Origin of the sequence: Binatus sp. (SeqCode), assembly GCF_035272065.1 — a bacterium.
GTDB lineage: Bacteria > Desulfobacterota > Binatia > Binatales > Binataceae > Binatus.
This window is the reverse complement of the sequence record NZ_DATEQZ010000115.1, coordinates 1-17839: the sequence shown is the minus strand read 5'-3', so window position 1 is coordinate 17839 and position 17839 is coordinate 1. Positions and strand designations below refer to the sequence as shown.

Here is a 17839-nt window from a genome sequence, read left to right as displayed (position 1 = left end):
TCAAGCTTAGGGCAAAGGGGGCGGCGCACTTGCTCGGAGGTTTTGGAGTCGATTATCCGGACGCCACGATCATTTCTTCGACGTCGCGCAGGCGATCCTTGCCGAAGAAGATCTCGTTACCAACGTAGAAGGTCGGCGAGCCGAAGGTGCCGCGCTCAACCGAGCGATTCGTGTTGTCGAGCAGTTCGTCCTTCACCGGCTTGGTCTCGATCAGCTCGAGGATCTTTGCGGTCGGCAGCCCTGCTTCGTCGAGCGCCGCGCGGAACACGTTGGGCTCGTCCATCTTTTTGGGGTCAGCCCACATATCTCGGTACATCTCGTCGACGTAGCGCTCGAACACGCTGAGCGCGCGCGCGGCAATGGCCCCGCGCATCATCATAAGGGTGTTCACCGGGAAAAAAGGATTGCTCTGAAAACGCGTAATCTCATGACGCTTGATGAAGCGCGTCATCTCGAGCCGCTCGTACTCGGGTTTGTTCTTGATGCCCGCGAGGCTTTGCGCCGGCGAGCGATTGTTGGTCATTTTGAAAACACCACCCAGCAGCACGGGCACGTACTCGAACCTCACTCCCGTACGCTTTTCGATTTGAGGAATCACGAGATGGCTCAGATAGGCGTTGGGACTGCCGAAGTCGAAATGAAATTCCACCTTGACCATGGTCTCACCATTTTTCTCCGAAAGGACGGATTTCCTGCTCAAAGGTCCAGGCGTCGCGGGGCTGCTGGTAGAGCTGCCAATAGGTCTCGGCGACGGCGGCCGGCCTCATGAGGCGGGCGACATCGAGGTTCTTCATCGCCTCGTCGCCCTCTCGTTCCCTTATTCGATCGCGTACCCAGGCAGTGTCCACGCCCGCGTCGATTATGAGATGTGCGACGTGGATATTCTTCGGCCCGAGTTCGCGCGCGGCGCTTTGCGCAACTGCGCGCAGGCCGAATTTCGCGGCGGCGAATGCCGCGTATCCGATCCCGCCGCGCAGGCTGGCGGTCGCGCCTGTGAAGAAAATTGCTCCGCGCCCGCGCGGGACCATCAGGCGAGCCGCCTCACGCCCCGCGACGAAGCCGGAGTAGCAGGCCATCTCCCAGACCTTGCGGAACACGCGGTCGGTCGTCTCGAGCAACGGGAAGTTGACGTTGGCGCCGATGTTGAAAATGCAAACCTCGAGCGGCGCATGCTTGTCGGCGTCCTGCAGAAAAGCGGTAAGGTCATCTTCCTTGCGCGCGTCGAGCGAGCGCGCGAAGATTCTGCCGCCGCTTGCCTCGACGTCGGCGACCAACGGCGGGAGCTTGTCGCCCTGCCGGCGTCCCGCGAATACGGTGAAGCCCTCAGCTGCGAATTTTTTTGCGATCGCGCCGCCGATGTAATCGCCGGCTCCGATCACCGCCGCCGTGGCATTTCTGTGTTCCAAAGGACAGTCCTCCCTGCGTCTAACGGCGGGCGGCCGCTCGGACCTTGCCACGCTGGATCACTCGCTTGGCGGTACTCCTTAATATCAAATCAGAAAGCGCTTCGTCGCTAACCGCACGCGCGAGAATCAGCGCGCCGGCCATGGAAGCAAACGCGACGATCGCATCTTCGTAGCTGCGTTCGTGGCCGTCATCCGGCATCAGCCGGGACAGGAATTCGAGGTCGTCCTTTATCTCCCGGGTGAAAGCCTGGCGAACGCGCCGCGGCTGCCGTGCGATGTCGGTTCCGAGGGCCGCGACCACGCAGCCGGTGCCGGGTGCGTCGCGATGAGCGCGCGACAGGTAACTCTCCACGATCGCGGGGAGCGCCCGCTTGCCCGGGTTGCGTTCCAGGGCGCGCTGCCAGACGCGCTTGCCCCGCGCCAGCGCGAAGCGAACCGCCTCGGCCGCGATAGCCTCCTTGGAGCCGAACTGGCTGTACAGCCCGCCGTGCGTAAGGCCGGCATCTTCGGTTATCGAATCGACTCCGGTAGCGCCGATACCGTGCTCGCGGAACAGACGCGCGGCGGAGGTCAGAATTCGTTCGCGGTTCTGCGCCGCCTTTTCTTTCGAAACCCGCATTCAACTCCCCATGTGTATTCGGTCTCTTGACACATATGATTACGAGCGTCATTAATGTACCAAACATGACGAGCGCCATCAATATGCCGGCAGGAAATGACAATGAGCAATTCTACTCCAGAGAAATCAGCGAAAGTTTGTGTCGTGGTCGGCGTCGGCGAGGGTCTTGGCATGGCGCTGGCGCTGCGTTTCGCGGCGGGCTACAAGGTCGCGCTAATTGCCAGGAGCCCGGAGGTCATTGGCAAGACTTCCGGCGAGATCAAGTCGGCCGGCGGCGTCGCGCTTCCTGTGCAGAGCGATGCTACTATCGAATCGGAGATCGCGGCCGCGCATGAGCGAATCCACCGAGAACTCGGACCAATCGAAATTCTCATCTACAACGGCGGCCGGCGCCCAATGGGCCGCCTGATGGATACCACGCCGCAGGTGTTCGAAGAGACCTGGCGATTGCATACCTTCGGCGCATTTCTGTGGGCGCGCCAGGTGGTGCCTGAAATGCTCTCGCGCGGCGGTGGAGCGATTCTGATTACGGGCGCGACCGCGGGTATCCGGCCGTGGCCGACCTCCGCGGGGTTCGCGCCGGCCAAATTTGCGGTGCGAGGTCTCGCCGAGGTGATGTCGCGCGACCTTCATCCACAGGGAATCCACGTGGCCTACGTGAACGTCGACGGCCGCTGCTCCGGAAGTTCCGCCCCGATTCAAAGGACGAAGACCTGCTCAAGCCGTCGGCGATCGCCGACGCGTTCTGGTACCTGGCACATCAGGATCGGAGCGCGTGGAGTCACGAGCTCGACGTCAGACCGTTCAAGGAAAAATTCTAAGCCGGGAGTCGCAAGCCAATCCTATGGCGCATGATCTAACTCTTTGGGGAGTCGGGACCAGCCGTACGATGCGGCCTCATTGGATGCTGCTTGAGCTGGGACTGGAATACGAGTTCCACGCGATAGGATCGCGCACGGGGGAGACCAAGACCGACGAATTCATGCTGCTCAATCCCAGGCATAAGATTCCAGTCCTTCAACACGGTTCTTTTGTATTGACCGAGAGCGCGGCGATCATTCAGTACTTGAGCGAAACCTTTACCAGGCCCGAGTTGATGGCAGTGCCCCGCAATGCTGAGAGTCGGGCCGCCCTGAACGAGTGGTGCTATTTCATCGCGACAGAGCTGGACGCGGGTTCGCTTTATGTCATGCGGCGCCACCTAGGACTGGAGCACGTCTACGGCGCCGCGCCTAAGGCGGTCGAGGCGGCAAGGAACTACTTCATGGAGAATGCCGAAGCGATGGCGCCGAGGATCGCAAAGTCGGGGCGATATCTTGTGGGCGATCAGATCAGCGTCGCCGATATCCTTCTGATGACTTGCCTCGATTGGGCGGTCACGGACCGAATTCCCCTGTCCAACACCTTGCATGATGTATCGCTCGCGCGTGGCCGTCCGGCCGGCTTACCAGAAGGCCCTTGAAAGGAACTTTCCGGCGAGGGGTTAGTCCGGGTGAAACCGAACAGTGAGAAGGAGTAGGAAAATGGCGGGTGCGATGGACGGAGTGCGAGTACTCGATCTCACGACCATGGTCGCGGGACCGGTCGCGACCATGATGCTTGCCGACCAGGGCGCCGACGTTATCAAGGTCGAGTCGCCGCATGGCGACCTTATGCGTCACTTCAGCCGCGGTCGCAATGGGATGAACGCCTCCTTCCTATCCTGCAATCGCAACAAGCGTTCGTTGGCGGTCGATCTCAAGTCGGCAGAAGGTCTCGAGATCGTCAATAAGCTGATAGCTAGCGCGCAAGTGTTCGTTCATAACTTCCGGCCCGGAATCGCAGAGCGCATGGGTCTCGGCGAAGAGGCAGTCAGAGCTATCCGGCGCGACATTGTCTATGTGTCGATCACCGGGTATGGAACGAAGGGCCCCTATGTCAACCAACGCGCCTATGATCCGGTGATCCAGGCTATGTCTGGCCTCGCTGATATTCAGCGTGACAGGGAGACCGGGCGCCCAAGGATGGTGCGAACTATTATCGCGGACTACACCACGGCCTTGACCGCGGCCCAGGCGATAACCGCGGCGCTTTTCACGCGCGAACGATCCGGTGAAGGACAACACGTGCAGCTCTCGATGCTCGACGCGATGATTTCCTATATGTGGCCCGAAGCGATGCCGAGCTTGACCTTTGTGGGTGCCGAGACCGATCCGTCGGACGGCGAGGTCGGTCCCGATCTCGTGTTCGCCACGCAGGACCGTTACATAACCGCGGCTGCATTGTCGGACGACGAATGGGCCGGCATGTGCCGCGCGCTCAATCGGCAGGAGCTGATCGACGATCCCCGCTTCAAGACCGCGCGCGACCGGTCGATAAACGCGGTCGAGCGCCGCACGATAACCTCGACGGAGCTCGAGAAATGGCGCGCCGACGAGATCCTGCCGCGGTTGCTCGCCAACGATGTTCCATCAGCGCCGGTCCGAAGCCGTTTCGAATTGTTGCAAGACGAGCAAGTCCGCGAGAATCAGATTCTTGAAGAGTTTGAGACCGAGGCGTTTGGGAAGGTGCGAATGCCGCGGGCGGCGGCTCGCTTCGATCGCACGCCTGCGACAGTCCGCACGCTTGCGCCCCTGCTCGGCGCGGACAACACGGCCATCCTCGCCGAGCTTGGCTATCAGGCCGACGATATCGCGCGGCTCGAGAGCACTCGGGTCGTGCACAATCAAGCGAAGAAGGAATCCGCTGGTGGATAAAAAGAATCCGGTTGCAGTCGTGACCGGGGTAGGTCCTGGAACTGGCGCGGCGATCTCGCGCCGCTTCGCCCGCGGCGGATACGCGGTTGCGATGTTGGCGCGAAATCGCGAGCGTCTCGCCGCGCTCGAACGGGACATTGATAACGCGCATGCATATCAATGCGACGTCACCGATGAAGCGCAACTCGACGCCACTATCGACGCGATACGCGCCGAACTCGGTGCACCCAAGGTGTTAGTCCACAACGCGGTCGGCGGCGCTTTCGGCAACTTCATGGAAATCGATCCCAAGGTGCTTACTCAGAACTTCCAGGTGAATACGATGGCGCTGTTGTATCTGGCGCTGCGCTTGGCGCCCGCGATGGTCGCCGCCGGAGAAAGGTGCTATCATCGCCAGCGGCAATACCTCGGCTCTTCGCGGCAAGGCCAGCTTTGCCGGGTTCGCGCCGACCAAGGCCGCGCAAAGGATCCTCGCGGAATCCATCGCCCGCGAGCTGGGACCCAAAGGCGTGCACGTAGCCTATTTACTGATCGACGCCGTTATCGACCTGGAGTGGACGCGCAAGCGTTTTCCCGAAGCTCCTAGCGAATTCTTCATCACACCCGCTGCGATCGCCGACGAAGTGTGGCACGTCGCGCATCAGGAGCGCTGTGCCTGGTCATTCAACGTCGAGGTCAGGCCCTTTCGCGAAACCTGGTGAGCGTCTCATGAGTGACCTGCGAATATTTTCGTATTTGCCTAATCCACGCATTTGGAAGGCTACAATCGCGGCGCGTCTTTGCGGTGTCGAGGTTGAGGTGAGGGGAAGCTCGCCGAAAGAGCTACAATCATGGCTATGGGACTTTGACGCGCGGCCGCTCTCGGGCAGCGAGCTCGCTGCGTCCGATGACACCAGGACTGGCAAGGTCGGCTTCGCTGGAACTCTACACAAGACAGATGCCTTCATGCAGGCGCATCCGTTCGGCACCGTCCCGGCCGCCTTCAGTTCCGATGGCACGATTGGCATCTTCGAATCTAACAGTATCATGCGAGCCGTGGCCCGCCTCGGTGAGAGCCGCTTTCCGCTGTACGGCCGCAATGCCTATGAAGCGTCGCGGGTGGACAGCTTCCTCGATGCGAGTCTCGTGTTCGCGCGCGATTCGCAGATTTATCTGCTCTCCTTGATCAGTGGAACGGTTTCACCTGAGATTCACTCCAGGATGCGCGACGGATTCGCCGTCTACGCGGCTGGAATCAACCAAGCGTTGTGGCCGGACCGCGAGTTCCTTGTGGGCGAGAGGATCTCTATCGCGGACATCTGCTTCGTCGCGGAACTGGCGCTGTTCTTCAACGAAAAGGCGCGACCGGGCGTGCTGCTGAAGAAAGGTCTCGAACCGATTCTGCATGCCGGCGTTGAGGCCGAATTTCCTCGGGCCTTTGCCCACTTCGCAAAGCTGCGCAAGCATGCGGCGTTTGCGCCTGACATGGAGGCGTACCTGAAGAAATTTGAATCATCGCGGCAGTCCGATTCCGAACGTCGCGACAAGGCCGCAATTCGCGGGCGCTAGCAATCAGCCTTTGCGAATCGATTCACTCATCATCCGAATCATCGCCTGAGTCGTTGCGGTGTCGTTGAGCCGCGGAAACGGTTCGTCAGGGATGGGCACGTTGAGGAAGCGGCATAGCGGCACCCATCCTTCCCGCACGTCGAACGTCAGCAGGCGTGCCGGATCGATCGCGTCGCGCACCGCTTGATTGTGCCGCTTGAAGACCTCGATTGCGTGAGCCTTGTCTTCGAAGCGGTTGTCGAACGTCTCGGCGAGAACGGACTTCCGGATCATCTCGCTTTGGAGTCGAACGATTTCCGGTGCGCCATCGGGTGCGGGCAATTTCATCGGCTGGTAGATGGTATCGCTCATGCTTTTGTACCAAGCTTCCGGATCGCGCACCGAGAGCAGCACTTTCGCATCCGGATAGTGAGCGGCGATTTCGCGCCACCATCGCGCGGAGGGCCAATCGACCGTTGCCTGGAAGCCGCGGAAGATTTCGTCCCAGTCCATAGGATTCCCGAACGCGAGGCCGTGCCACATCGCGACGTGCTCAGGCCGCGGAAAAACTTCCATCATGTGATAGCAGGGGCCGAAGCCGAGCTTCTCGAGCGCGTTCTTGAGTGAGAGTGTGCCGGTTCGTCCAAATCCTGCGCCGACGACTTTCAGTGCCATGTGAAAGACTCCTACCCGAGTGTTCGAGTCCCTTTACAACAGTTCAGTCCTCGATGTCGACGCCGAGCGGAAACCGATGGCCCAATCGAAAGACTATCGGGTGGGGCCTTGCGAACCGGTGGAACCCGCGTCCGCATGATGGTGAATCATTTTCCATTTGCCGTCTTCGCGCCGGAAGATGTTGGTTGCGCGTTGATTGAAACTGACCATCGGACCTTCGGCTGAACGCAATTGGCCGGTCTCGGTGCAGACCGAATAACCCATGTCTCCGTCCGTGATAACAATGATGTCCCGCGGAGCGATCCGGCCACCAGGATAGAGCCGAACCATGTTTTGAAAGTCCGCGTGAACTTCGTTCCATCCGGCTGCTCGGCCTCCCGCCGCGCTCAGGTTTGAGACGTCAGGGCGATGGGACCATACGGCGCTCAGCGGATCGAGGTCACCCCGCAGGGCGCTGTTGAACGCGTCATAGAAAAGCATCGTCGCACTGCGGACCCTATCCTCAGCCGCCGCCGAAGCTTTGGGAGCCTGCGACTGCGCGCGTGCGTTCTGCGCGAGTGCCGGCGCGAGGCACAGCAACGCGATTATGGTCATCAACGAACCTGGATTTCGCCAACGCGGTGATAGTTCCACGGATGCCTCCGGGGAGTCGCGCCGCGGTCGAATCCACGGCGGTTACTCCTTTGCTGTTTGAACCGTAGCACATGGAGATTCGCTTGCGGGCGTCGTCCAATCTGTTTCACTAATTCAGGAGCGTCGTCGTGTTCCGGTTGTTCGAGCCGCCGCAAGTCCCTAATAGAGAAGGAACGGAGGAGGAAGGGGCCCGTTGGCCCCACCGGTCTTCAAAACGTGATCGGTAGATCATGGTAGGTCATCTGAGGTCGTGTGAGGTAGGAAATTGGCCAGTTTTTCCGAATCGAGGTTATGTAGGATCACGCTGGAGTGGGCACTCAGTGGGTGGGCACTCGACGGCGCTAATTTTAGGTTCCCGACTTGTCTAATTTTCGCCTGTCGGCTCATGACGATCCCGCGGCCTACGCCCGCCTTATTGCGCGCACAAATTGCACATTTTCGTGGTGCGCGTCGTAAATTCGCGCATCCGCCTGAAGGTCAGGGGCGTAGTTGGTTTAACCCCCAAAAATTACCGTTTCTTTTTTGACACCTCGGATCACATGAGAGTCCTCCTTAGTATAGTGTGCGTACTTTCGCTTTGTCGTCTTTAGGTCAAGTAACGACACTCTGCGCAGCTGTTATCTATTTGTTTCCAGGTGTTGAATTTCTCTTCCGGTTGTCGGATGGGAGGGCTGAACCTGGTGGAAATTCATAGGGTCGTGAAAAGCCTGTGGTCTGGAGCCGGAATTTCCGTTTTTGACTTCGCAACGAAGCTATTTTTAGCCCTGTAGCCGCTCCAGCGCGTCGCCTTTGCCGATCACCTGCAGTGTCAGCACCGCGTCTGCATGCTTTGACATCCCGCTGATAATGTCGCGCTCGGAGATGATCCCTATGAGTTGACCTTCCGCGTTGATCACCGGCACGGCTCCGATCCGATTTTGGGCTAGCACCTTGACGACCCACGCAACGTCTGCTGCGGTGCGACCGTGACGACATCATGACCTTTGTGCTTCAGGACCGACGCAACCTTTGTTCCCATGTTTCGATCTCCTGGCTTTAGATCTGAGGCCCTTGCAAACTCCTCAACACGTTTCATTAGGCCACGGTACCAGCGCTAATTTTCAGAAATGTGAGTTTGCGCCAAAAGACTCTCCAATCGATCGCGATTGACAACGAGTTGGCGACCGTCGCGTGAAATCAGATGCTTTCGCTCGAACAAAATCAAATGTTGGGTAATTCGGGGCCGCGAGGCGCCGATCAGTTCAGCCAAGTCCCTGTGCCGGACCGGTAATGTCAGCCGTATCTCTTTTCCATCGGAGGCCCCAAAAGTTTCACTCAATTCCAGCAGAATAAGAGCCAACCGCTCTTCCAAAGTACAGCTCATGAAATTTGCGCCGCGCAGTTGAACCAAATCCCAGCGGCCCTGGTAGCTCGCCGCCATCCGTTTGAAGTCTGCCGAAGCGATGCCCAGTGATATTTCGATCAACGACTCGAGTTCGATCGTCCCTATCCGACAAGGGGTAACCGCTTCGCAGCGAAAATCGTAACTGAAGCCGGGTACCGCCGGCGGGAAGCCGGGAACCATACCGGGCGCGACCATGATCACCAGGGTACGCCGGCCCTTGCGATTGCGGCAAGTGATTCGTGCCACTCCCGCGAGCAAGATGTATGCGGAGTCGGGTGAATGTTTCTCGTCGAAAATGATCGCGCGCTTTTCGATCGTGCTGACCGTCAGCTCGGTGGAGAGCTTGTCGAGCTGGCGCGCCGTGAGCCAGGAGAGGTTCTTGAGGCTTTCTAGTCTCCGGGGCGATGCACGAGGAGCGGCCATAGCTACAATATAGCAGGCTGGCTCACTCTCACGCGATCAGGCTGACCGCGCAGCGCAAATATTCATTCGACGGGATCGGTAACCGATTCACACAGGCTCAATTGCTTTTTTTGAAATACTCAGCGGTGCTGATTGGGACCATATCGACGCGGATATTGCTGTGGGGGAGGAATTCCACCACGCGCTCGATGATCCGTCTCTGGAATCGAGACACCTTTGTGCTTCATTTCGCCTTTTGCTTTTCCGGATAAATTATGGGCGAATGTACGCTCGATGCTCAGCCGGTCAGGGGCAAGATGCCCCTTGAGGTGCCGCGATGCCGAGTGAAGTATTGCGAGAGTTTATTCTTAAACTTACCGAACCCGATCGGCTTGAGATCATCCGCGAGGCAGAGATAAGTGACGATAGGCCGTCGCTCTTACGCGGAGACGCAGAGGATGGAGATCTGGAACAGGCCGATTCCTGGGTAACTCAAAATGGCGCCAAGATACTCCCGCACCTCTTACGAAGAATCGATCCTTCAGACGATGAGATGGTCCAGCTCGTTCAAAGCGGAATGTTGCCTTTTGACCGCAGTCTGCTAGAGCCACGCGAATTTCTTGTTCGATTTAACCACCCGGCGATGCGCGCTGCCCTCGATGGTGGGCTGCCACTTTCCGAAGTCGCAGCCACCTCATTAGCGCTGACAGAACTCGTTACATCGCTTCTGGCGGCAAATCGCTCGTTTGGCGCGGATGCCGCGATGCCGACTGTACAGGTTGCTGCAGGTTCGGTGGACTTTCTCGCAACGGGTCCTGGTTTGGTCGTCGGTGGGTTGAGTTTACTCGCTACGTGCGGCGTCGGTGTGATTTCTGCTCCTGTCATGGCAGGAACGGCTGTCCTCACAGGTGCTATCGATCTGACGCTGAATTGGCAGAAGCGAAGTTCCGAAAAGGGAAGAAGCGACGCCGAGAGGGCGAAAACCGATGCCGAACGGGGAAGAGCCGATGCCGACAGGGCAAGAGCCGACGCCAAAAAGATCGAAGCGGAGACAATAGGCCAAGAACTGGAGAATGAGATCAACCGCGTTCGACTAGGCAATTTGCCGGCTCAGGCGGAAGCCCACCGGGTGGAGAAGCCTGAAACGCATCCAGCGTCATTCTTTGTACCTTTTGCGCTGATTGAGCGAAGCTCCCGAGAAAATGGTTTGGCGGCAGCGCACGGTGTTCATCTAATCAATCGAGGATTGCCGTCGCTATTCGGAATTCTGCGAGTGATGCCTGGACTGGTGATTACCGTTGAGAATATAGCGAGGCAATAGTTAGCAGCTGCCGACTGGTGCATATTCCCTGATCCGATTCCGATCAGAGAATTGTCTTCCCAGGATCAGAATCGCAGATAGAACCCTGCGAGCGTCGACTCACGATCCGTGGCGAATCCGGGCGCCGCTCTAAAAAGCCAGCCCAGGAGGCGGTTGAGAATCCGGTTGAGCACTGAAGCGACATCTGCACTGGTCGCCGAACCAAGCTCTTGCCCTCCTTCCCTTACTTCTTGTGATAGCTCCATCCCGTCAACCTGATTCACCATAGAGCATTTCGCTCCTTTGAATGTCTCGTGCCTCCTGCAAATACTCCATGCTCATATTAGAGGAGAGCCCTGGCCACGGCTCCAGCATTCGCACGAGCGCGATCTAGGGCGACCAGGCCTCGCTGAGAACCGGAACGCCGCGACCGGTTTGAGGCCGATCCTGATCGAACAAGAGTGCCTCGAAATCGATGGGCTACCACGGCTGGCCAATGTCGTTAGCGCCAATCGCGGCGGTCGAAAATCTCCAAGCCGCGCCTCTGTTCGCGAGCAATCACGGCCTTTGCATGGCGATCGCACAATTCGATTTGACGAACCGGCCGGACTGCCGCACCAATGCACATTTGCTTTCTGATCGGATTCTGCGACCGCTTAATCGTGATCGTGGAGTGAGCGTGGACTTACGTCCGCAGCGACCGCGGCGCGTGCCTGATTGCGGGCTACGTAGAGCCGCTGCTAGAACGCGGCGAGAAGACGAGAATCGCGATCGAATGCTATCGTGATGAAGCCCCATGTAATGTTACGGCGCAGCACTTTGCGGGCCGCGTACCGCAACTCCCGACTGTTCTCCATGGCTCACGAAATCCGCGATGTATTGAAAGACCTGCGGCCACTGCTCGATGTCGCGGGCTGGTCTTTCCGACGGCGGACGGGAAGCCCATGCCGCGGGCCAAAATGCTTCAGATGCAATTTTCCCTAGCCCTCTCATGAGCAAAGTTACGGCGCGTAACATTCCACACGCTGCGCCATAGTTGCGCTTCGGCCATGATCGCGAGCGGCGCTCCGATTACCGAGGTGCAGCATCGGCTCGGCCACGCGAATCCCGCCATCACGCTCCTCGTCTATTCGCACTTTCTGAAACACGCGGAGAGCGACGTGGCCGATCGGCTTGCAGACGCCCTGTTGAACTCCCCCCTTAGCGCCGAGAACTCAAAAAGAGATCGAACCCGCCGCTAGCGCAATTGCATCGTAGTTCCAAGCAATGCGACGTGCGGCCTCTGGGCGACTGGCCGTGCGATAGCAAGTGTTCCCTACATTGTTTCTGCGGCGCCACGGCCGATGGCTGACAATCACTTCCGCTTCTGGTCCTTCAAAAAGTTCACTTCTTCCTGCGTGGATTGTCTTCCGAGGTCATGGTTTCGACCTGGGAACCTTCCAAATCGCCGGAATATTTCCAGATGCTGCTCCGCGTGCTCGAGGATTTCGGTGTAGTCGCGATTTTCCGCGACCAGTGCAAACGTGAGCCGGACCGACTCCAATTGATCATTCAGATTTTCGCTATGTTCGAGCGGAAGGTATAGGAACATTCGCATTATCGGAGACAACTCGCGGTCAAATCCGGCTGCGACAGCGTGGCGGGTCAGTTCACGCGCCTTCGCGTCGGTTGCGAACGCCCGGGCTGTGCCGCGGAACATGTTGCGCGGGAATTGATCGAGCAGCAGAACCAGGGCGAGACAACTTCGTGGCCCGTTCTTCCAGTCCTCAAGACGTCCGTGCGCGGCATCTTCGTAGCTGGCAAGGAACCGCGTCGTACAAAGCCTGTCGAATTCCGGAGTCGGGAAAAACCAGCGCGATTGAAACATGCTTTCCTTGGAACCCGGTTCATCCGCAAACCAAAAGAGCAGGACGCTTTCCGCCCGTGACGCCGTACTCTTACCGCTATCACTAACTTCACCCACGATCGTACCTCGTTTCAATTCGACGGTGTCAGTAACTACCCGCCTAGCTCTTCCAGCAGCGCTCTGCCGTCTTTGAGGTCGGGGGTATCGAAACCTTCGGTGAACCAGTCGTAAATTTCGGCGAGCATCGATCGCGCCTTTTCGCGCATGCCCTGCTTCGCTAGCAAGCGCGCGAAACTCGTCGTCGCTCGCAGCTCCCATGATTTCGCGTGCTGCTTGCACGAAATTTCTATAGCTGCACAGAAGGAAAGCTCCGCTTGGGCATTCGATGAGTCCTGGGCCAGCAGCAATTCGCCCTTCAGGCGATGGAGCTCCGCCGCATAATATTGTTGGCCGGTTCTCTCGATGAACTCGAATGACTCGTCGACGATGCGGAGAGCCTCATCGAACCGGCTCAGCCGTCCCAGAGCGGTAGCGATAAAGGCGAAACAACGGTCGCTGATATACTCGGAGCCGGCGGCCTTCAACTCCGACATATGCAGTGTCATGCGCGCGATGCCGCCATTGAGGTCGCCGGCCAGCGCATCTGCCCACCCGAGATAAATTTCGCTCAGGACGCGGCCCGTGAAGAAGCCCGATTCGGTCGCTAGTACCAGCCTTGCTGCTGCCCTCGCTTTCATCTGCTCAGGTTCTCGACGAAGTTCATAAATGTAGGTGGCGAATCCGTGGATGTCCGCCATCATCGTCTTTGGCCCGGAATGCGCGATTGTGGTCGCGATATTCATTCGCTCGAGTGCGCGATCCGGGTAACCAAGGAACCACAGGTTCCATCCCGAGAGGACGCGGTTGTTTTGCCGAGTCCCCGAACGCCACTCGAATGCCTGGCCCTCGGTCATTTGCCCAGCACGCTGCGGTGTCAGACCCGTGGCCGGCTTCGGGTTGGACTCCAGCAGCGCCCACGCCCGATCGAGGCCGAGGGCTGCGTGCTCGAAGTCGCCCGAGACCATTTTCGCGTACGCCAACCAGTTCGCCGCTTCGGCAATATATTCGGCTCTTCCGTGTTCCTCGGCTCGTGCGACCAGCTCGGCGCTTATCGCCTCGGCTTGGCGCACATCGGGACGGAGTTGTTGAACGAAAAAGATTCCGAAGAGTGCCGCCCAGGTCTTTTGCCGGTTGATACCCGATCGCTGGCAAACCTCCAGTGCGCGCGCCTGCGACTGCTCCACATCACGCGAGCTGAAACCTTTGCTATCACCCAGCGGCCCGGCGACTTCGATCCTGAGGTCCAACTCCAGTTCGGCGCGCCGGTCGTCGTCGGGTAGCTTGCTCAGCTGTTCAAGCCCTTTCTCAAACTGTGCGACCGCTTCAGCATTAGAGCCAAGATCGGCGCATTGACGGACCGCGCGTAGGCAGTATTTCACCGCCTTGGCCGGATTGCCGCTCTTCGCATAGTGATGAGCCAGCTTGGCAATGTGGTCGTCGAGGCTGTCGGCATAGGTTGATTCCAACGCCGCGCCGATTCGCTCGTGCAGCAGGCGGCGGCGTTCGTTAAGCACCGAGTGGTAGGCGACATCATGGGTCAGCGCGTGCTTGAAGGTGTACTCGAGGTCGCCGACCGAGGGCTGCTCGTAGATGAACTCGGCGAGCTGGAGTTCGGATAGCAGCCTCTCTATTACCTCGCCCGTTATTTCACGAGACAGGACGCCGGCCGCATCGCGGCCGGTAGGTGAGAGTTCTGCGCTCGCTTCCTGGTCCAGGACTTTGCGGATCAGTGCGAATTTGAACTCAGTGCCGATGACCGCGAGCGTCTGAAGCAGATCTTTGTGATCCGGCGCGAGCCGGTCGATGCGCGCCGCGAGAATAGCCTGCACGGTCGGCGGTATCTTTAGCTCCCCAAGCGACTTGGTGAGTTTTAGGGTTCCCTTGCGCACCAGCGCGCCGTCATCGAGCAACACCTGCACAGTCTCTTCCATGAAAAACGGATTGCCCTCGGTCTTTTCTAGAATCAGCCGCTTCAACGGCTCCAGGTTCTTGCCGTCACCGAGCAGTGCCGACAGCATCTCGTCTGCGCTCTCCATTCCGAGTGGGTCAAGCCGCAGCTGCGTGTAGTAAGTCTTGTTGCCCCACTCATGGCGGTACTCGGGCCGATAGTTGAATAGCAGCAAGATGCGCGCGGTGCCGATTGAGTCGGCGAGCAGGTTCAGGAATCCCTGCGTCTCGTTGTCGATCCAGTGAAGGTCCTCGAAAATCACGACCAGCGGCTGGTTGAGGCTTTCGCGCAGCAGGATGCGCTTGATCGCGTCGAGCGAGCGACGCTTGCGAGTCTGCGCCTCGACCTCGGCAACCTGGCTGTTCTCGTCAGTCAGACCGAGCAGCCCATAGAGATACGGAAGTGCGTCCTCCAGCGAGCGATCGAGCGAGAGGACCCGCCCGGTCACCTTCTCGCGTCGCGTGCGCTCGTCATCCTCGGGAGTGATCTTGAAATAGCTCCGCAGCAAATCGATCACCGGCAGAAATGCGGACGCCTTGCCATGCGAGACCGAGAATGCCTCCAGCACCATCCAGCCCGACTGTGAGACCGCATTGAACTCGAAGAACAGGCGCGACTTGCCGACCCCCGCCTCGGCCATCGCCGCGACAATCTGCCCGCGTCCAGCCTTCGCCTGATCCGCCGCGCGCTTCAGCGATTCCATTTCTGCCTGCCGACCTACGAACTTCGAGAGGCCGCGCCCCGCAGAGCGTTGCAGCCGGGTTCGTAGCGGCCCGAGGCCGGTCACCTCGTAAACGTTGACCGGCTCGCTCACGCCTTTGATTCGGGTCGGTCCAAGCGGCTTGAGCTGAAAGTATCCTTCGACCAGTTTGCGCGTCTGCTCGCTCACTGCGACGGTCCCGGTTCGCGCGAGCGATTGCAGGCGCGAGGCGAGGTTGGTGGTATGTCCGATCGGTGTGTATTCAACCTGCCCCTCGCCGGTAGCGATCGAGCGGACCACGACTTCGCCGGTGTTTATGCCGACGCGAATCTCGATCGGTGCGCGTCCTTCGGCCTGGAGCTTCGATCCATACGTCAGCAACTCATCCTGCATCCGCAGCCCGGCGTAGAGCGCGCGTTGCGGATGATCCTCGTGGGCCAGCGGAGCGCCGAACATCGCGAAGATGCCGTCGCCGGTCGATTGCACGACGTGGCCGTCGTAGCGATGGACCGCGGCGATCATCAGCTTGAGGGCGGGATCGACGATGGCGCGAGCTTCCTCCGGGTCAAGGTCTTGCTCCAGTTCGGTCGAGCCCTTGATATCGGCAAACAAAGCGGTGACGGTCTTGCGCTCACCGTCGATTTCCAGCGGTTCAGAACTCTTGAGCGTTGCGCCAATGACCGGGGGAGTTGCGCCTGATGTTGCCTTCGAAGGATGTCCGGCTTGTCCGGTCAGAGCAATTGCGCATCGCATGCAGAATTTGGCTTCAGGCGGGTTTTCGAAAGCGCACTTTTGGCATTTGCGCTTGAAGGGAGCCGCACACTGAATGCAAAACTTCGCCCCCTGAGGATTTTCAGTAGAGCAAGTGCCGCAGTGCATACGTGGCCGATCAGTTACGTTGGTTGTTCGGTAGCACTATGGTTTGACCACCTCGCCGCGGTGCCTTTTGTACATCTCGTCTCGCCAGGCAAATATAGGGGAGAAGGCCGGCTCGTCAGCCAGCGGGTCCATATAGATCCGCCGCACTTGCTGCGGGAAGACGAAGAATTCCTCCGGGGCCGGTCTGAGAAGCATCAGCATCGCCGCAGTGGTCAAGTCGGCCCGAGTGAATGCGTCACCAACCAAATATTGCCGCCCGCTCAACGTCTGCTTGAGGCTTAGCAATACGCGCCTCAGCGTCAGCTTGGCCTGCTCCTCCATGTACACTGAGTGCCCGTACTTTTCTGCAAAGTACTTTCCACTTCGTTGCGCTTCGGGGTCGTTGATACGGAGCTCGCGCCCGATGATTAATGTCCGACCATGAGGCCCCAGCACGCCGAGCATCAGCTCCTCCCAAAGCGTCACTTGAGCGCGATCTTTCTCCGATCTCGGCAAGAGGGCCGGCTCCGGTCTGGCATCTTCGAGCCATTCGAGGATTGCAGTCGAGTCAGGAATCACCTTCCCATCCGCGAGCAGGACCGGCACCAAAGCTTGGCCCGTCAGTTTCTTTATTTTTTCTTCGTCGATGCCTGGCTCGTAGTTCTCTTTCTCATAAGGCAAGCCTTTGAATGCGAATGCCCAGCGGGCGCGCTCGGACCAAGGCGACCCGTACATTGTGATTAGCTTCGGCGTGCTCATGAGCAGTCTCCTTTGAGTTTGGTCAGCAATGAAACTTTAACCTGTTGTTGGAGAGCATACCGCTGCGTCGTGGACAGTGGCATTAACAGGCGGACCGATTGAGCGCTTCGGAGCAGCTCTTCGGAAGTGCGGAAGATTGGGAGCACTCGCGAGCGGGGGTGGTGCACGCAGATGCTCCCTCGCGGATCACTTCACGTCAACTTCCATCCGCATCCACGGATGGATGCAGCATTGGAATAGATGTTTTCCCTTCGACAGGCCGGTGATATCGAGATGGCTGCCCTGAAGAATTCGGGTCCTCGCTACGGCGACGGTGGAAAAGCCACCCGCGCACTCCGGGATAACGCTGGTCGCACTGCCAGGATTGAGTGGCGGCAGAAATCCGTTTCCGAACGCTTTCACCTCTGTAAAGGTGTGAGGCTCACCGCCCTGGTTGACTGCGGAAACGATGTCCCCCTTGTTGATCGTCACCTGGTCGGGTTCGAAATCCCAGCCCGGATCGGGGGTTCCAGCCTCCGCCCCGGCAAGCAGATCGGCCAGCGTGGTGAACGCTCCGAGCGTGACGTTCTTGCAAAAGTCCGGGCCCGCGAACGCGTTGAACGTGGTCGGATCGCATTCGTCCAGTGCCACGACCTGGGTGAAGCCCGGCGAGTTTCCATTTCCTTGTGCGCTGGCGTGTGTTGCGCCGGCTAAAATCGCCCACCCGGTCATCAGACTTAGTATCGCTATCTTTTTCATTCCTGCTTCCTCCGTTTTGAAGCGAATCATTCGTTATCGCCGCCCATGTTCAGGCAGCCTGAGTCGCTCGCCAATGGACCGGGGCTGAACATCTCCTGAACTCTGTCTGAACTCGTTGAAGCGTCGCGGCTATGCGCTCGGTCGCGGCGCAAGTAGAATCCGCGATCGGAACAAATGCCTGAAGATCTCTTTGAGTTTGAGGATTTTGTC

Annotated in this window: 15 protein-coding genes and 4 pseudogenes; 7 read left to right on the top strand and 12 right to left on the bottom strand. The window is 58.9% G+C overall.

Annotated elements, in window-relative coordinates; genetic code table 11:
* Window positions 1-52: 52 nt before the first annotated feature.
* Genes VJX68_RS18715 through VJX68_RS18705 form a run of 3 tightly spaced genes read right to left on the bottom strand, consistent with a single transcriptional unit; the run spans window position 53 to window position 2025 of the window.
* A complete protein-coding gene (locus VJX68_RS18715; RefSeq protein WP_349255937.1) occupies window positions 53-658 on the bottom strand; it encodes a 2-hydroxychromene-2-carboxylate isomerase in 606 nt (201 codons plus the stop codon).
* 4 nt (window positions 659-662) lie between these two features.
* Window positions 663-1406, bottom strand: coding sequence for an SDR family NAD(P)-dependent oxidoreductase (locus tag VJX68_RS18710; RefSeq protein ID WP_324097252.1), 744 nt, complete (start codon window positions 1404-1406; stop codon window positions 663-665).
* 19 nt (window positions 1407-1425) lie between these two features.
* Entirely contained in the window at window positions 1426-2025 is a 600-nt protein-coding gene (locus VJX68_RS18705) for a TetR/AcrR family transcriptional regulator (protein ID WP_324097251.1), read from the bottom strand.
* 102 nt (window positions 2026-2127) lie between these two features.
* Here VJX68_RS18705 and VJX68_RS18700 point away from each other — a divergent pair, with 102 nt between their 5' ends.
* From VJX68_RS18700 to VJX68_RS18680, 5 genes and pseudogenes are all read left to right on the top strand, one after another.
* Entirely contained in the window at window positions 2128-2880 is a 753-nt protein-coding gene (locus VJX68_RS18700; protein WP_324097250.1) for an SDR family NAD(P)-dependent oxidoreductase, read from the top strand.
* A gap of 49 nt (window positions 2881-2929) precedes the next feature.
* Window positions 2930-3487, top strand: a complete 558-nt coding sequence (locus VJX68_RS18695) for a glutathione S-transferase family protein (RefSeq protein WP_414643503.1) — start codon at window positions 2930-2932, stop codon at window positions 3485-3487.
* 61 nt (window positions 3488-3548) lie between these two features.
* Window positions 3549-4760: a CaiB/BaiF CoA transferase family protein gene (locus VJX68_RS18690; RefSeq protein WP_324097248.1), complete on the top strand. Its 1212-nt coding sequence runs from the start codon at window positions 3549-3551 to the stop codon at window positions 4758-4760.
* Window positions 4753-5461 (top strand): annotated as a pseudogene (locus VJX68_RS18685) (SDR family NAD(P)-dependent oxidoreductase). Before VJX68_RS18690 ends, VJX68_RS18685 begins: the two are co-directional and overlap by 8 nt.
* 97 nt (window positions 5462-5558) lie before the next feature.
* The gene (locus VJX68_RS18680) at window positions 5559-6308 is read left to right on the top strand and encodes a glutathione S-transferase family protein (RefSeq protein ID WP_324097246.1); all 750 of its coding nucleotides are present in this window, start codon (window positions 5559-5561) and stop codon (window positions 6306-6308) included.
* A 3-nt stretch (window positions 6309-6311) separates the two neighbouring features.
* Here the strand turns inward: VJX68_RS18680 and VJX68_RS18675 are convergent, their stop codons facing one another.
* The 4 genes and pseudogenes from VJX68_RS18675 to VJX68_RS18660 form a co-directional block, all read right to left on the bottom strand.
* Entirely contained in the window at window positions 6312-6962 is a 651-nt protein-coding gene (locus tag VJX68_RS18675) for a sulfotransferase family protein (protein WP_324097245.1), read from the bottom strand.
* A 93-nt stretch (window positions 6963-7055) separates the two neighbouring features.
* Window positions 7056-7556 (bottom strand): YybH family protein, encoded by a 501-nt coding sequence (locus VJX68_RS18670; RefSeq protein WP_324097244.1) that lies wholly within the window; start codon window positions 7554-7556, stop codon window positions 7056-7058.
* A 797-nt stretch (window positions 7557-8353) separates the two neighbouring features.
* Window positions 8354-8536 (bottom strand): annotated as a pseudogene (locus tag VJX68_RS18665) (CBS domain-containing protein); the annotation flags it as partial.
* Window positions 8537-8688: 152 nt separating this feature from the next.
* Window positions 8689-9402: a Crp/Fnr family transcriptional regulator gene (locus VJX68_RS18660; protein WP_324097243.1), complete on the bottom strand. Its 714-nt coding sequence runs from the start codon at window positions 9400-9402 to the stop codon at window positions 8689-8691.
* Between the two features lie 316 nt (window positions 9403-9718).
* Between VJX68_RS18660 and VJX68_RS18655 the strand changes: the two genes are divergently transcribed.
* Together VJX68_RS18655 and VJX68_RS19405 are read left to right on the top strand one after the other, a co-directional pair.
* Window positions 9719-10702, top strand: a complete 984-nt coding sequence (locus VJX68_RS18655; RefSeq protein WP_324097242.1) for a hypothetical protein — start codon at window positions 9719-9721, stop codon at window positions 10700-10702.
* A gap of 998 nt (window positions 10703-11700) precedes the next feature.
* Window positions 11701-11922 (top strand): annotated as a pseudogene (locus tag VJX68_RS19405) (tyrosine-type recombinase/integrase); the annotation flags it as partial.
* A gap of 113 nt (window positions 11923-12035) precedes the next feature.
* Here the strand turns inward: VJX68_RS19405 and VJX68_RS18650 are convergent.
* From VJX68_RS18650 to VJX68_RS18635, 5 genes and pseudogenes are all read right to left on the bottom strand, one after another.
* Complete coding sequence (locus tag VJX68_RS18650) at window positions 12036-12644, bottom strand: DUF924 family protein (RefSeq protein ID WP_324097241.1); 609 nt, start codon at window positions 12642-12644, stop codon at window positions 12036-12038.
* Window positions 12645-12679: 35 nt separating this feature from the next.
* Window positions 12680-16027, bottom strand: a complete 3348-nt coding sequence (locus VJX68_RS18645) for an ATP-binding protein (RefSeq protein WP_324097240.1) — start codon at window positions 16025-16027, stop codon at window positions 12680-12682.
* Window positions 16028-16030: 3 nt separating this feature from the next.
* Window positions 16031-16153: pseudogene (locus VJX68_RS19400) on the bottom strand (zinc-ribbon domain-containing protein); the annotation flags it as partial.
* Between the two features lie 36 nt (window positions 16154-16189).
* Window positions 16190-16891: a glutathione S-transferase family protein gene (locus VJX68_RS18640; protein ID WP_324097239.1), complete on the bottom strand. Its 702-nt coding sequence runs from the start codon at window positions 16889-16891 to the stop codon at window positions 16190-16192.
* A gap of 186 nt (window positions 16892-17077) precedes the next feature.
* A complete protein-coding gene (locus tag VJX68_RS18635; RefSeq protein WP_324097238.1) occupies window positions 17078-17602 on the bottom strand; it encodes a cupredoxin domain-containing protein in 525 nt (174 codons plus the stop codon).
* Between the last annotated feature and the right edge of the window lie 237 nt (window positions 17603-17839).

What these genes read in the sequence shown, in the direction of transcription:
- VJX68_RS18715 (WP_349255937.1), bottom strand. Translation starts at nt 658, where the DNA reads ATGGTCAAGGTGGAATTTCATTTCGACTTCGGCAGTCCCAACGCCTAT.
- VJX68_RS18690 (WP_324097248.1), top strand. Translation starts at nt 3,549, where the DNA reads ATGGCGGGTGCGATGGACGGAGTGCGAGTACTCGATCTCACGACCATG.
- VJX68_RS18675 (WP_324097245.1), bottom strand. Translation starts at nt 6,962, where the DNA reads ATGGCACTGAAAGTCGTCGGCGCAGGATTTGGACGAACCGGCACACTC.
- VJX68_RS18640 (WP_324097239.1), bottom strand. Translation starts at nt 16,891, where the DNA reads ATGAGCACGCCGAAGCTAATCACAATGTACGGGTCGCCTTGGTCCGAG.
- VJX68_RS18645 (WP_324097240.1), bottom strand. Translation starts at nt 16,027, where the DNA reads ATGCGATGCGCAATTGCTCTGACCGGACAAGCCGGACATCCTTCGAAG.
- VJX68_RS18700 (WP_324097250.1), top strand. Translation starts at nt 2,128, where the DNA reads ATGAGCAATTCTACTCCAGAGAAATCAGCGAAAGTTTGTGTCGTGGTC.
- VJX68_RS18695 (WP_414643503.1), top strand. Translation starts at nt 2,930, where the DNA reads ATGCTGCTTGAGCTGGGACTGGAATACGAGTTCCACGCGATAGGATCG.
- VJX68_RS18635 (WP_324097238.1), bottom strand. Translation starts at nt 17,602, where the DNA reads ATGACCGGGTGGGCGATTTTAGCCGGCGCAACACACGCCAGCGCACAA.
- VJX68_RS18670 (WP_324097244.1), bottom strand. Translation starts at nt 7,556, where the DNA reads ATGACCATAATCGCGTTGCTGTGCCTCGCGCCGGCACTCGCGCAGAAC.
- VJX68_RS18655 (WP_324097242.1), top strand. Translation starts at nt 9,719, where the DNA reads ATGCCGAGTGAAGTATTGCGAGAGTTTATTCTTAAACTTACCGAACCC.
- VJX68_RS18705 (WP_324097251.1), bottom strand. Translation starts at nt 2,025, where the DNA reads ATGCGGGTTTCGAAAGAAAAGGCGGCGCAGAACCGCGAACGAATTCTG.
- VJX68_RS18660 (WP_324097243.1), bottom strand. Translation starts at nt 9,402, where the DNA reads ATGGCCGCTCCTCGTGCATCGCCCCGGAGACTAGAAAGCCTCAAGAAC.